Source organism: Runella sp. (assembly GCF_027484545.1).
GTDB lineage: Bacteria > Bacteroidota > Bacteroidia > Cytophagales > Spirosomataceae > Runella.
Genome location: NZ_JAIXST010000034.1, coordinates 56,132 through 70,141 on the forward strand (window position 1 = coordinate 56,132; position 14,010 = coordinate 70,141).

Annotated in this window: 13 protein-coding genes; 2 read left to right on the forward strand and 11 right to left on the reverse strand. The window is 33.9% G+C overall.

Translation table 11 applies throughout. The features are described from left to right. Positions 1-111: 111 nt before the first annotated feature. Positions 112-684 carry a dTDP-4-dehydrorhamnose 3,5-epimerase family protein gene (locus Q0081_RS03160; protein ID WP_298349186.1) on the forward strand — a complete coding sequence of 191 codons (573 nt, stop codon included), beginning with the start codon at positions 112-114 and terminating at the stop codon, positions 682-684. Here Q0081_RS03160 and Q0081_RS03165 read toward each other — a convergent pair. From Q0081_RS03165 to Q0081_RS03215, 11 genes are all read right to left on the reverse strand, one after another. Further along, the gene (locus tag Q0081_RS03165) at positions 626-1,486 is read right to left on the reverse strand and encodes a glycosyltransferase (RefSeq protein WP_298349187.1); all 861 of its coding nucleotides are present in this window, start codon (positions 1,484-1,486) and stop codon (positions 626-628) included. The genes Q0081_RS03160 and Q0081_RS03165 overlap by 59 nt on opposite strands. Positions 1,487-1,592: 106 nt before the next feature. Continuing rightward, the gene (locus tag Q0081_RS03170) at positions 1,593-2,495 is read right to left on the reverse strand and encodes a Gfo/Idh/MocA family protein (RefSeq protein WP_298349189.1); all 903 of its coding nucleotides are present in this window, start codon (positions 2,493-2,495) and stop codon (positions 1,593-1,595) included. Next, a complete protein-coding gene (locus Q0081_RS03175) occupies positions 2,495-3,865 on the reverse strand; it encodes an exopolysaccharide biosynthesis polyprenyl glycosylphosphotransferase (protein WP_298349191.1) in 1,371 nt (456 codons plus the stop codon). The genes Q0081_RS03170 and Q0081_RS03175 overlap by 1 nt, the downstream gene beginning before the upstream one ends. A 110-nt stretch (positions 3,866-3,975) precedes the next feature. After that, positions 3,976-4,740, reverse strand: a complete 765-nt coding sequence (locus Q0081_RS03180) for a WecB/TagA/CpsF family glycosyltransferase (protein ID WP_298349193.1) — start codon at positions 4,738-4,740, stop codon at positions 3,976-3,978. Beyond that, positions 4,740-5,486 carry an FkbM family methyltransferase gene (locus tag Q0081_RS03185; protein ID WP_298349195.1) on the reverse strand — a complete coding sequence of 249 codons (747 nt, stop codon included), beginning with the start codon at positions 5,484-5,486 and terminating at the stop codon, positions 4,740-4,742. The genes Q0081_RS03180 and Q0081_RS03185 overlap by 1 nt, the downstream gene beginning before the upstream one ends. 1 nt (position 5,487) lies before the next feature. Further along, a complete protein-coding gene (locus Q0081_RS03190) occupies positions 5,488-6,411 on the reverse strand; it encodes a glycosyltransferase family 2 protein (protein ID WP_298349197.1) in 924 nt (307 codons plus the stop codon). A gap of 173 nt (positions 6,412-6,584) precedes the next feature. Continuing rightward, on the reverse strand, positions 6,585-7,214 hold the full coding sequence (locus Q0081_RS03195; RefSeq protein WP_298349199.1) for an FkbM family methyltransferase: 630 nt from the start codon (positions 7,212-7,214) through the stop codon (positions 6,585-6,587). 285 nt (positions 7,215-7,499) lie between these two features. After that, positions 7,500-8,639 (reverse strand): glycosyltransferase family 4 protein, encoded by a 1,140-nt coding sequence (locus tag Q0081_RS03200; protein WP_298349203.1) that lies wholly within the window; start codon positions 8,637-8,639, stop codon positions 7,500-7,502. Then, positions 8,636-10,486 (reverse strand): asparagine synthase (glutamine-hydrolyzing), encoded by a 1,851-nt coding sequence (gene asnB / locus Q0081_RS03205; protein WP_298349205.1) that lies wholly within the window; start codon positions 10,484-10,486, stop codon positions 8,636-8,638. Before asnB ends, Q0081_RS03200 begins: the two co-directional genes overlap by 4 nt. A 149-nt stretch (positions 10,487-10,635) precedes the next feature. After that, positions 10,636-11,802: a glycosyltransferase family 9 protein gene (locus tag Q0081_RS03210; RefSeq protein ID WP_298349207.1), complete on the reverse strand. Its 1,167-nt coding sequence runs from the start codon at positions 11,800-11,802 to the stop codon at positions 10,636-10,638. A 10-nt stretch (positions 11,803-11,812) separates the two neighbouring features. Further along, positions 11,813-12,607 carry an FkbM family methyltransferase gene (locus tag Q0081_RS03215; RefSeq protein WP_298349209.1) on the reverse strand — a complete coding sequence of 265 codons (795 nt, stop codon included), beginning with the start codon at positions 12,605-12,607 and terminating at the stop codon, positions 11,813-11,815. A gap of 406 nt (positions 12,608-13,013) precedes the next feature. Here Q0081_RS03215 and Q0081_RS03220 point away from each other — a divergent pair, with 406 nt between their 5' ends. Then, entirely contained in the window at positions 13,014-13,463 is a 450-nt protein-coding gene (locus Q0081_RS03220; RefSeq protein WP_298349211.1) for a DUF6444 domain-containing protein, read from the forward strand. The last annotated feature ends 547 nt before the right edge of the window (positions 13,464-14,010 follow it).

Here is a 14,010-nt window from a genome sequence, read left to right on the forward strand (position 1 = left end):
TAACTTTATGATCTTTAGCAATTCCCTAAAATTCATTCTGGCGAATAAAATTTTTTAAAATTTGTTAGAGTGAGTCAGCACCATTACTTTTGTAAAAAACGGATATTTTGAATGAATACCACTACTCTTGTTAAGTCTGCCCAAATAGCCGGTGTTCAATTGCACCAAGTGAGATTGCAGTCACTGAATGAGCACAAAGATTATAGAGGGTCATTTACGGAAATTTTTCAGGATAATTGGGGCACAGTACTTAAGCCTGTTCAGTGGAGCTTAGTTAGGTCTGAAGCGAATGTTTTTCGCGGAATGCACTTTCATCAACGCCACGATGAGTATTTCTGTTTGATTGAAGGACACTGTGTATTGGGATTACGTGACTTACGCCCCGGATCTCCTACTCAACATCAATCGGCTTTGTTTGAACTTTTTGGAGAAGATCCTGCCGCCTTGATTTTTCCGTTAGGAATGATACACGGATGGTACTTTCATACACCATCAATTCATATACAATCAGTTTCAGAAGCATATATAGATTACGGTCCAGATGATAATTGGCGTTGTCGTTGGGATGATCCGGAACTGGAACTGCCTTGGGGAATTGAAAATCCTATCCTGACAGATTTGGCCGCTACTGCCCCTTCTTTGCGTAGTCTAATCGCCGCTTTAGAGAGTAAAGGGCATATGTAAGCTTTACGCGCAAAAAAGGAATAAGTTCTGCCCATGTTTTTCCTTTAATTCTGATCCAATCATTTTGGAGAGCAGCCCGTTCGTCCAATAATGCCTGTAAAGCCTCCCGAGTAGCGGCTTTTAGAAATTCATTGTCTGTCAATTTAGCTTCCCAGCTTGTTAATTCATCTACCCGTTCATGAGTTGGAATTCCGGGGTAGGTTGCTCCCCGCTTAAAATACAGCAGCGTTGCTTCTCCGCTAAAATACGGTTGATAGGAAGGATGAGCCATGAATTGTGCCCACATATAGTCGTCCGTAAAAATGTCGGGAGGAGTAGTCCGCCATCCAAATGGTAAATTTTTGTAGAATTCATACGTATGGGCTACGGCCGAAAATACAAAATGCTGGCTGGCGTGAGAATACCCATAGCGAATATCGCCCGTTTGCAGAGGCTTGAAATAATTGGACGATACAAAATTTCCCTTTTCAAATAAGCGCAAAAGATTTTCAAGGTGATTGGGCAACCACAAATCGCGATCTAAAAGATAAGCGACAAATTGCCCTTTCGCTTCGTTAGTCAATACTTGGTGCCGATTAGGCTCTCCCCGCCTGATATGTTTTGGGAAATCAAAAAATTTTATTCTTTTGTCTTTTTCCAGAAGCTGATGGATAACTCCTCTCGTATATTCATTTACTCCATCACCAATGATAAGTAATTCAAAATCGGCAATTGTTTGTTTGAGTACACTCCCTACCGAATAAGGCAACAATAAACCTCGATCGTTCGTAGTAGGCAATAAAATTGTAAATCGAGGATTCATCCGTAACTTTTATTTTACCTCTCTCCAACATGGAGAGGGCCGCCCGTGCGGAGGGGCAGGGGTGAGGTTTTTATTTCCTTCCTTTCCAAAATGCAGATGGGGCAGGTTATTTTGCCATTTCATGAAGTTGTGACAATAGGTCAATCGTATAAAGTCCTTCCTGAAAGCTTGAAATAGGAGTGGGCCCTCCATTTAAGAAATCTACAAAGGCCATCATTTCCCGTTTCAAAGGAGGGGTTGAATCAAAATAAAGCCTTTCTTGTCGAATAGGAGAGGGATAAGAGTGGTCATCGCCATAGAAAATATCAATATAATCTACTTTTTCGTCTGCCAGGACGGCAATTCCCTTTGTGCCGTGTAATCTTACCTCTCTTCGTTTGGTAACAGAGCGGTTGGAAACTTCAATTTGAATAAAGGGATTGTCGCCCAATAAAGCTGTCATTCCGCGAGCGATTCCATTGTGCCATTCGATAGACACAGCTTTTGGCGTAGGGATGGCTCCCAAAATTTCAATAGCAATAGTAAGATCATGAGGCGCTAAGTTCCAAACGCTGTCGGTGTCGGTTCGCGGACTTGTCCAGTTACAGCGACTTGTATAAAGTGCAGTAATAGAGCCTATTTTCTGAGTTCGTGCAATTTCTCCTAAAAGTTGGATTCCTGCATGGTAGCGCCAAATATGCATCATAAATAGATGATCATGAGCAATTTGCTGTAATGCTTTCGCATCCTCAAGGGAAGTAGTTAGAGGTTTCTCAACAAAAATGGGTAAATTCCAAGGAATGATTTGCTCTAAAACCGGACGATGGGTTGCCGAAGGGGAAGCAAGGATAATACCGTCTGTCGATTTAAGCTCATCTAATGAATTTGCTGAAAATTGAGGATATGTATCTGCTAATTCAGTTTTTATGATAGGATGAGGGTCAAACACCTTCGCATCTATATTCAATGAGATGAGCTCTCGTAAAATGGTTTTTCCCCATATCCCACAACCGATAAGCCCAATAGTCATTATTTTCCCTGTTTTTTTATCATGATGACCATCGTCTTCATAATCAACCACATATCAAAGAAAAAGGAGATTTTATTCAAATAAAGTAAATCATATTTGAGTCGTTTTTTTATCTCCTCGGGAGAGCCTGCATACCCAAATTTTACTTGACCCACGGAGGTAATACCGGGCCTGAAAGCTAAGATTAACTTAAAATCATCCGTGGATTCCTCCATAAGCGTTTTAACATCATAATCTGCCAGAGGACGAGGTCCTACTACCGACATATCTCCTTTCAATACATTATAAAATTGAGGAAGTTCATCAAGCCGGGTTTTTCGCAAAAATCGGCCCCAAGGAGTAATTCTTTTGTCCAAGATACCTTCTGAATGACCTAAGCTTGCTCCAACGTACATACTTCTAAACTTATAAATCTTAAACTTTTTGCCCCATTGTCCTGTTCGATCTTGCGAGAAAATAATAGGCCCTTGGGAGGTAAGCTTGGTAATTAAGCCCAATAAAATAAAAACAGGCGAGCCAAATAAAAGAACACCAGAAGAAAAGACCATATCAAATAATCTTTTTAAAATATGTTCACGTGTATGGTCTAAAAATTCAGTTGAAAGTGAAATGACAGGGGTTAAACCATGAAATTCCAGCGAAGGTGCCTGACTGAAAAAGAAGGTAAAATCGACAACCAATTTAACCTGATAAAGGGATTGGTTTGACTGCTCTATTATATCTTTGAGAATAGGATGGTCAACTCTGGGAATGCAGCAATAAACACAGTCAATATGATTGTTTTGTAAAACCTGACGTAAAACTTGATAATCTCCCCGTAGAATAGATTTATTTTCTTTGGTCATTGTATCAAAAAAACCAAAGAATTGATAACCAAATTCAGGATGTTGCTCGTAAAACCGTTTAATTTTCTGAGAGGTATCATTGTAGCCAACAATCACATAGTTAAGTGTATTATTACCATTGGCACGATGAATTTTCAGTAAAACCACCGCCATTGTTCGCCAACCGCTGCCGATTATCCAAAAAGCTAAAGAAGAATAAAATAATTGTAATCGTGAAAGACGCAAATCCTGAAATAGAAACCATAGAAAAATGCCAAAAGCAGCCAAAAGTAAGACGGCCATTAGATGACGATAAATCAGTTCGTAAACGTGAAATTTAATGCGTGAGTGTTTATAAGGGCGCAGCAATAACACCACCAAAAGCCATGTGAGACTGAGCAAGCCTAAAAAAGATACTTCATTTATGCTAAAAGAGGCACCCCAACCTTTTACCAGTTGATGACTTATCCAAAACGACAAACTTAGAGAAATGACGTCACTAAGAAGCTGAAAAGGTACCAAGAGAAAAGGGTAACGATGTTTCATTCGCGTTGTGCTGGGATAAATGCAATTAGCCATCAACTATACCTATTTAGGTTAAAATAGGTTTTTCCTTGGACGACTACCTTGCACAAAAGTAACATATTCCACTTGATTTAGAAAATCATAAGCGTTTCTCTTTTTACTGGGCTGTAAGATTTGTATTGAAGCATTATTTTGAGTAATCTAATACTTTTAATATACCTTCTTATATATAGATTGGGATTAGATATACACCGGGCCAGCCAACCCATATAAATTTGATCCACCCAAGCGGGAATCGGAACTTGTTTTCCTGTTTTGAAGGCGATTGCGGCTCCTGTGCAGATAATCGCCGGCTTGTAGGATAAATGTGTTTTTAAATAAAGCCCCAATTTTTCCTGTACTCCCCCTCCTATGTTGATTAAAATCCAATGAGGTTTCAATACTTCCAACTTGGACAGTAATAAGCTGTCTTCGACTAATGAACCATAAAATGGAGCTGAAAAAAGATGTTCATTTTTCAAATAAATACCTTTTTTCTCTAAAAGCAGACGATTGCACTCTCCCTCTTCATCAGTAGGGTTCACTAAAAAAATATTTTTTTGTTTGACAACTTCAGCATTTCGTAAAAAACAATTAATAAACTTTAGTCCGGAGATTTTGTTGATTGAACCGTTCATCAGCCAGTTCCAAATCAACACCATAAAACCACTGTCAGGAATAACAATATCTGAGGCGCAAAGTGCCTCGTAATAAGCTTCATCCTCTAAAATATCAGCTAAATTAGGCCCCGCAGGAACAGTAAGCAAGCCACCATGGTGATGGAGGGAGGTAAACACGTTATCTACCTTGCCATTAAAGAAAGAAATGCCAAGTATGCTGACTGTATCTAAGTTCATTAATTTGAGTTAATTCTTTTATAAAGCATATCTAATTGTGGAATAGCCAAATTAGTGTCAGGTAAAGCGCCAATGGGCGCCACTAATTTAAAACCTTTTTCTTTTAGATAAGCATGCATCTCATCAAAAAGTGGCTCATTGTCGTACATAGCTATAAAAGACGTCTCCAACAAAAGAAAATCAACTTGATTCAAAAAAAGAGTTGCTCCTTCTAACACACTTTTCTCAAAGCCCTGAACATCCAATTTAAGTAAGATAGGGGTTTGTAAAGGTTTTTCAAATTTGAAATCGTCCAGCCTTTGGCAATCTACTTCGATTTCTTTGTACGTTTTGGTCTTAGGCGTATTTGTTTTTTGATAATCACTTACTTTCAATGCAGAACTTGCGTGAGAATGGGCATTTTCAAAAAAAGAAATATTTCCGTTTTCAAGGCCTAAAGCCAAGTTGAAAACGGAAATACAAGGTAGGTCTTTTGTATTTTTTTGTAAAAGCTGAAAACATTTAGGAACTGGTTCAAAACTAAATATCTGTGAGTCTGGATAGAACTGACGGATTGCGGTTGCAAATTGCCCAATGTTTGCACCTACATCAATAACAGTTTGAATAGTAGGGGCTATCTTAGAAAGTGCATGAGTAATCCCAAAAGAAGCAAGCGAGGCACTATTCCGACTTATATATTTTATACCTCCATTAGGATGAACTATAATAGTTAGAGTTGAAAGCAGTTGCTGTAGTCTTTTAAACATTTTAATTGATTTTGTATCCTGAATAATCTTCAATTGCCTGCATGATATTGATTCCTTTTTTCAGAGCAAGGTGTTTAATTTCAATTATTTTTGCATCTACTAAAAAACGATACCAAAAACCCTGCAAAAAATGATATATCAACCCTTCTTTTCCGTCCAAAAACCCGAATAATATAAAGTACCTGTAGAGAAAATATAATAAACTACGAAATAATAATAGTCTTTTTGAATAAATTACATTTTTAAAAAAACGAGTACGATGAGTGGAGTTTTTTAAAATTTGCTTTTTATCTAAAAACTCATCTTTAACACTTAAGTTAAATTCTTCATTTAGTTGAGCAATAGCCTCTCTTATAGCATAATTATTATGCTTGCTAATCATCCAAGTTAATGTGTTAAGGTTATCATGAATAAAATCGTGTTTGAAACTTATACTTTCTCCTTCGGTTATTTTGATATGTTCATCCATTAGACGTTGTTCCATAATACCTTTAGTGAATTTCCAAAGACGCAATAATCTAAGAGGGTATCTGCCTCCAAATTTAATCCATTTGTCAAGGTAATATTGCCTAAGATTAAAGTAAATTCCACTAATATTATCTGGTAATAATGGCAATTTAATTGTTATTTCATTAATTAAATCATCAGTAAAATATTCATCCGCGTCTAATTTTAAAACCCACTCAGTATTGATATTACAATTATTTAAAGCCCACTGAAATTGATTTGCTTGATTGATGAATTTGTTTTGATAGAAATCAATTTTAAACTGGTTAGCAATAAGAAATGTATTGTCATTTGAAAATGAATCAACGATACAAATTCTGTTGGCAATTTTTAATGCACTTTTAATACAGCGTTCGATATGAATTTCTTCATTGTAAGTAAGGATAATAACACTTATATCAGCCTTTATCTGGTTCATTTTACACATTAATTACATTAAGATTACGAATTATTTCTTGGTATTTTTCCTTCGGGATACAAATATAGTCTTCTGTAGTGTGAGTTATGCCTTGATACATTCTTGCATCAACAAACTCGTAGTTAAATTTCTTCAAAATTGCTTGAATATCCAGAGCAATGTGTTGGAAAACTTCAATAAAAATTAATGGGCGTATTTCTTCCATCATTTTGTAATACTGATATTTCAGCACCTTCAACGTCAATTTTGACAAAATTAGGGTGTGGGAAAATAGTGAGTAAAAAATCTAAATTAAAAGTAGGAACAGTAATTGAAGTTCTAATCCCTCCTGACTGTGAAGAGCCTGATGAAAACGAGAGAAAATTCATACTGCGGGATGCCTCTGCAATATTAAATTCCGCAAATCCTACATTTTCTGAAATGGCAACAGGCAATAGCTTTATTTTATAATCTAAGTTGGAATCTATAGACTTTTTTAATACACTCTGCATAAAAGTATCAGCCTCTACAATTAAGCAATAACCGTTTTTTCCCGCTTTGTATATAGCGGGAAAAGCAAAAATACCTACACTACCACCTATGTCCCATATTACATTACCTTCATTTATTAAATCTTTTACGACTTTGTATATTTCATGATTATGCCGATGTGACATATTTAATTTCCAATATCTTAGGCTTGCATCAGGCGATACAAAAATAGGTAAGCTTCCGAATTGCTTAGGAAGTTTACGCTTTAATATTAGATTTCTACTCAATAATTCCCCTATTTTTCTTATCATTCCAAATATGCGTTTATCCATTTGTCAGTATTTAAAAATATATTGAACTCATTTTGTATTAAATTAAAAGCATTACGCTTGTACAATATTGTGCTACGTTTTTAAAATTCATTTAATCCGTCCATTTGCGTACAATAATTTTTATATGTTTATCCATCCATCGATGTTCCATTTCTCCTTTACCTGCCCTCCAAATTCTTAGTAATTTGAGTGGATAACGGCCTTCAAACCTTATCCACTTACCTAAATAGCATTGTTCTATATGAATTTCTTCATTAAAAGTAAGTATTATTGCACTTATATCCTTCATTGACATTGTGAGTTTATGGAATTATATGAATCAATCCAGATATTTATATTGTTAAAAATATCCAGTTCTTTGTGTACTAATTTAAGAGCATTTTGTGAATACTCAAAGTGCCTCTCAAGAGGCATAGCAACTATTTTTTCGATTATATCTGTTAATATTTCAGGAGAATTGTTTACCCAATATCCTGCCTCATAATGGTTCAAAGATTCCCAAGGAGTATTAATTGATGCAACAACAGGTGTGCCTTGTGATAGTGCTTCTACTGCTGATATTCCAAAATTTTCCGAATATGATGGCATAAAAAGAAAATACGCTTTAGCTAATAACAGTTGCTTTTCTAAGCCATCAATGTGCCCTAAAAATTGAACTTTATTATCTAAATTAAGTTCTTTATGCATATTTAAAATGTACCTTCCATATTCATTATCATAGTTTCCTGCTATTTTTAAGGTAAATTTTGAAGTTAAAAAAGATTTAGAATTAGATAAAGCTCTTAGTAAATTATCAATACCTTTTTTCTGGTGAAAACGCCCTATATATAAGAAATAGAATTTCTTCAATGATTCGTGTTTTTGTGGGATAACTATAAAATTTGTAATTTGAAAAATATTTGTATTTTTTCCAATATATTTACGAACAAAATACGTTTCTTCGCTACTTGTGGTATGGAAAGCGACTTTTTTTAAGAATGGCTTTAGAAAAAATATCGTTAACTTTTTAAAAAAACCATTTTTTTTAAATTCAATATCATCTAATGAGCCACGGCTCGACCAAACTATTTTCTTTTTAAAGAGGATAGAAATGAAAAAACAGACAATTGAAGGTGGATAAAAAAAAGATGATAAATGTACAATGTCACTATTGTTAACTTTTTTTATAAAAGATATAATTATGGGTATGCCTAAATTAATATTATTGGTCTTTAAATATATAACTTTTCCATAATCAGTGTCAAGCCAGTTATTTTCTACAATCCTATCGGGTTTAATTCCGTACGAGCTTGTAATTGTAGTCAGATCAATTTTTTCAGTTGCGTATAGACCCTTCAAAAGCCAATAAAGAGATAAACTCACCCCTCCAGATTCATTTGGATATAATGTTCCTACTGGGAAAAGTATTTTTAATTTCGGATTCATAAATTGTTTTTGATCAGATAGGCTTCAATGGTTACTAGTGCCCATATATGAAGCCACAGAATTCCATTTTTGCTTTTCTCAAAGTCAGTTAGTAACCCAAATAGTACTTTTTTGTCAAATATGTCTCTTTTAGAAAGAGAGTTAATGTGTTCTTTACAAAAGTCACTTAAATCGGTTTTTAACCAATTGCTCCAAGGAAAGGTAAATCCCTTTTTAGGACGGTTAATAATTTCTAAGGGAATGACATCACATAAGGCTTTTACTAATAAACTTTTAGAGATTTTAGGATTGTATTTGAATTTATCTGGTACTGATAATAAAAATTCAATCAAATGATAATCAAAAAACGGTTCCCGTATTTCAAGAGCAGAAGCCATACTCATCTGATCTGTATCTTTTAATAGAACATCTAAGGTATAGTTAGTCAATTCTGCAATACTGTATTGACTTAATAATGGATAGTTGGTCACTTTTGAATCTCTTAAATTAAGCCAGGGTAATTGGCATTTTGATTCCAATCCTAAATTTTTGATTTCTTTTTGTAAGAAGATAGCCCTGCTATTATTATAAAATGTTGATAAGTTCCATTGATTAGCACTTATTAAATCTACTATTTTATTTCCTTGTCTGTTTTTAGGTAAAAGCGGTATTATTAATTTAGACAGAGTCTTTAATTGTGGGTTAGCCCATTCGTTGAATTGTTGATGTCGCTTAAAACCCTGATAACCACCAAATAATTCATCACCTCCTAAACCAGACAAGGCTACTTTACCCCCTGCTTGGGCTACTAATTTTGAAACAATGTAAGTATTGATACCGTCAGTAGTTGGACTATCCATACTGGAAAAAAAAGCAGGTAGTTCATCTAATAACTTACTGGGGCTAAGTAGTAACTCAGTATGTTTTGTCTTGTATTTTTCTGCTATAATTCTTGCATATTTTGATTCATCAAATTTTTTCTCCTTAAAAACAATACTGTATGTTTCAATTGGCTGTGTCGAAAGTCCTGCCATTACACCTACAATAGCTGACGAATCAATGCCTCCCGAAAGAAAAGCACTTACGGGTACATCAGCCACCATTCTACTTTTGACAGCTTCTGTAAACAATAGCTTTGTTTTCTCAATTGTTTCTGCAAAGGAAAGATTAAAAGTAGATGAAGGTTTTTTTTCGACTATACTCCAATATTGTTTAATTGAAAATCCAGCTTTATTAAGAAGTGCACAGCACCCGGGAGGCAATTGTTGAATACCACTTACAATGCTTCGAGGTGTTTTTGCTGCCTGAAAGCTTAGTATATCTATAATAGCTTCTGAATTGAGTTCTTTGGCTACCATTCCTGTGGCTAATATTGCTCTAATTTCGGAAGCAAAGATAAATTTTTTTGCATTATAATTATAATAAAATGGTTTTACACCTAATCGATCTCGTGCAATAAACAATTCTTTCTTTGTTCTATCCCATATAGCAAACGCATACATTCCATTAAGAAATTTCAGGCAATCTGCTCCCCATTTTTGATAGGCAGCAAGTATTACCTCAGTATCTGATGTAGTTTGCCATGGATAGCCCTTTATTTCTTGTTTAAGAGTTTGATAATTATAAATCTCACCATTAAACACAATTACATAACGACCCGTAGAATCGAACAAAGGTTGATTAGCTTCATTGTGTAAATCAATAATAGATAAACGCCGATGTCCCATAGCTATACCATCTTCTATAAAGTAGCCTTCAGCATCGGGTCCTCTGTGAGACAATTGTTTAGTTTGTCTTTGAATTACATCCTGTAAATAATTAACTTTGAGTCCTGATGAAAAAGACAATATTCCTGATATTCCGCACACGATTTTAAAAAAAATTAAGAATTTTATTTGATTTTTTACAAATTATTTTAAAATTTACTCTTACAATAATAGACTAAAAAAAATATAATTAGAGAGACGAAAAATTCTATTAGTCTTTCTAATTCAGCTTTAAAAAATATAATTAATTCTCATAAAAATTTGAGTAAGTTATAAACAGATTCAATTACCTCTTTAGGCTTTATGTTTGTCATACATAAATTATTATTAAAACAAACCTCACTTAGGCATATAGCACACTTTATATTTTTTGAACGGTGAACAAAGTTGAAATTATTATTTGGCGGATACCATAAATAAGGGTAATCACGATTACTGAATATCGCTACTACGGGTGTTCCAAATGCATACGAAAGGTGCATTGGACCTGTATCGTTTGAAATCGTCAATAAGCATTTTTGTAAAACCAAGCCGCTTTGAATAGGGGTCGTTTTACCACAAAAGGAATAAGTGTTTGGTAAGTCGATAATGCTATTTGCCAATAAGTTGTCTTCTTTCCCTCCTATAATAATAATATTGTAGGAGGAGGAAAACTCTTTAATTACTTCCCTAAAGTATAGAATAGGCCAGCGGTTAGATGACCTTTTTGCACCTACGACGATTGCAATATGACTAAGTTTTTTTTCTTTTATGGTTTCTAAAAATAATTCTTCAATAAATATTTTATCATTTTGAGTAATAGGAAATGAAAATTTATGGTTAGTAAAAAGAGTTAATCCATATTGGTGAACTAATATTTTGTTAAGACGAGTTCGTTCACTATCAAAAACAACAAATTTATTTTGTGTTTTTTTGAAAATATTAATTGTACTTACTCCCCACCCAAACGCACTCTTCACTCTAATTATAAATTTAAAATAAAAAATATCTCTAAGGCTTTTAAAAAGTCCTGTACCCTGTTGTGTTAAGTGTATAACTAAATTATAACGATTACTTATTAATATATGTGTTAAATCAAACCAAGATTTGTCATCATAATTGATAATGCTATCGTAATATTGTGGACTTAACAAATTTTCAAGCGACACTAATCCTTTTACTTTGCCAGTGGAAGTTAATAAATCAATATGTGAATTTGGAAAATTGGCCTTTATATTCATAATTGCCGGAATAGCACAAATACCATCTCCAATAGAACCAATCCTAAAAATTAATATTTTCTTCGGTGATTTGTTTTTCTTGAAAAATAAATTGATGAAAATGTCAATTATAGTGTTTTTTGAAATGAATAAAAAGAAAAGTAATGAAAGTTTAATACGACTCAATGAATCTATTTTAATTTCTTTACTTATACGCATAACAAGCCTGTTAAATTTTACTATTTTTGAATAAAAAAACATCGGGACTTATTTGATTCCCAGAAATCAATAATTCAAATCCAAGGCTAAGTATTCTTTTGATTAAATTGGATTTATTGTGATTTTTAAAGTCATGAATTTCAATTATTATAAATCTGACATTAGAAATGTTTTTTATATGTTCTGAATTAAACAAATCATATTCTGCACCTTCAATATCAATTTTTAAAATGTCAATAATAATATTTTTGAAATAACTTTTATAAATTGAATCGAATGATTGTGAAGAAATAGAATAAGTACTATTATTTGAAATATTATTGTCAAAGATATTTAGTCCTGTAGAACCATAACCATCTGTAGTCAATAAATAATCATCTTTGCCAGAAGCTGCAATGTTTAAAATGTCTATTTTAACGTCTTGTTTGAAGTTATATAGCAAATTAAAATGAAGTCTCAAATAAGTCCTATAGTTAAATTCTATTGCTACTATACGTTTTAAAGGTAGATTTTGTGTTGCCAACGATAGTACAAAGCCGCCATTGTTAGCACCTATGTCTAAGATGCATTCAATTTGAGGATTATAGCTAAGAATACTATTAATAAATTCGTCATACAGTTTTTGAGAAAGAAGGTGTCTTGCTCCTGCAGTATCTCCACCCCTATAATCATTTATAAAATGCAATTCTTCTTTTTGATAAATTGAAATTTTTGCATTCATAAGACGTTCAAAGAGTAGAATAACCCAATTGTCAAAATGGAAAAATTCTTCTAATGCTTTTAATTTACGTAAAATAGCAGTCATTGAATATAATTAGATAAAAGTATGAATGTAAAAATAAGCTGAAATATTTAATTTTTGAAAAACAAAAATTAAATATTAGGTACATTTTCTGCGAAAAAATAAAATGTTACTTAAAGTTTTTATATTGACTTGCAAAAATAAGTTTTTAACTTAAAAAGACCTTTTTAATTATTCAAAATTAAACAGATGGGTATGTAATGGCGGATTCGCTAAAAATATTAATGCTATGTAGCTGATAAATAAGCTGCGAATTTAAAAATTTCTCTTGTTAAACCAATGGAATTTTTATTAATTTAAAAAGTAGGTAAAAACTTATCGGTGTAAGGAAAAAACTTTTGATTCGTTAATAACAAGAATAAAGCTCACTCCTTTGGAACTTTCAAACGACATATCAATTTTAAAGGACTTGGTAGTCAAACTTTTAACTCGTATCGAGACCTTAGAGCAGGAAAATGCTGCATTAAAAGCTGAGAATGCTGAGTTGCGCTTTCGTTTGAAGCAAAACAGTGGTAATAGTCATAGACCACCTTCGGCGGATGGATTGCACAAAAAGCCAGCCTTTAATCAATCAAAAGGCAAAAAAACAGGTGGTCAAATTGGACACAAAGGCAAAACGCTTTCGATGGTATCAAACCCTGACCGCACGGGCGGCCCCGCAAGTTATCGTCCATCATGCTGCTTTTTGTCCTTGTTGTTCAAATCTGATGTATCCCATATAAGCCAAAAACGTCAGGTCTTTGACATTCCTCAACCTCGTTTGGAAATAACCGAACACCAATTAGGGGTCATTACTTGCTTTGGAGAGGCACACCAAGGATTGTTTCCAGACAGGGTACACCTCACTCAACCTGTTTAGTATGGTAATAAAGTAAAGTCTATAAGCGTTTTACTTACTACTGACTACAAAGTTTCTTTTGAAAAAATAGAACAATTATTAGGTGATTTATAGGGTTTCAGCTTCAATGAAAGTACAGCCATTAGAGCCAATATCACTTATTTTGATGGTTTAGCCTCCACCGAAACGATAATCAAAGAACAAATCTTAAATTCCAATGTAGTCAATTTTGACGAAACTGGAATGCGAGTCGAAGGTAAACTTCATTGCGGGGCCGCCCGTGCGGTTTCACACCGCTTCAACCGCTCTTTTTACCTTTCTATTTGTGCATACTCATCGAGGTAAAAAAGCCCTCCAGTTCGCTAAGTCTTTAATTAAAGATTTCAAAAATTGGGCTGTCCACGACTGTTGGGCAAGCTACTTTGACTTTTCGGACTGCTCTCATGTTCTGGGTGTACGAATGAATGCAGGGAATTACTAAATTAGCCTAAAAAAAGGCAATGGATAAGCACAAAGCTACTGAGATTTTACTTGCAAAATTGGCAGAATGGGAATCAAAGCCCAAAAC

Excerpts from the sequence above, each read along its gene's own strand:
- Q0081_RS03160 (WP_298349186.1), top strand. The coding sequence starts at position 112 with ATGAATACCACTACTCTTGTTAAGTCTGCCCAAATAGCCGGTGTTCAA.
- Q0081_RS03165 (WP_298349187.1), bottom strand. The coding sequence starts at position 1,486 with ATGAATCCTCGATTTACAATTTTATTGCCTACTACGAACGATCGAGGT.
- Q0081_RS03170 (WP_298349189.1), bottom strand. The coding sequence starts at position 2,495 with ATGACTATTGGGCTTATCGGTTGTGGGATATGGGGAAAAACCATTTTA.
- Q0081_RS03175 (WP_298349191.1), bottom strand. The coding sequence starts at position 3,865 with ATGAAACATCGTTACCCTTTTCTCTTGGTACCTTTTCAGCTTCTTAGT.
- Q0081_RS03180 (WP_298349193.1), bottom strand. The coding sequence starts at position 4,740 with ATGAACTTAGATACAGTCAGCATACTTGGCATTTCTTTCTTTAATGGC.
- Q0081_RS03185 (WP_298349195.1), bottom strand. The coding sequence starts at position 5,486 with ATGTTTAAAAGACTACAGCAACTGCTTTCAACTCTAACTATTATAGTT.
- Q0081_RS03190 (WP_298349197.1), bottom strand. The coding sequence starts at position 6,411 with ATGAACCAGATAAAGGCTGATATAAGTGTTATTATCCTTACTTACAAT.
- Q0081_RS03195 (WP_298349199.1), bottom strand. The coding sequence starts at position 7,214 with ATGGATAAACGCATATTTGGAATGATAAGAAAAATAGGGGAATTATTG.
- Q0081_RS03200 (WP_298349203.1), bottom strand. The coding sequence starts at position 8,639 with ATGAATCCGAAATTAAAAATACTTTTCCCAGTAGGAACATTATATCCA.
- Q0081_RS03210 (WP_298349207.1), bottom strand. The coding sequence starts at position 11,802 with ATGCGTATAAGTAAAGAAATTAAAATAGATTCATTGAGTCGTATTAAA.
- Q0081_RS03215 (WP_298349209.1), bottom strand. The coding sequence starts at position 12,607 with ATGACTGCTATTTTACGTAAATTAAAAGCATTAGAAGAATTTTTCCAT.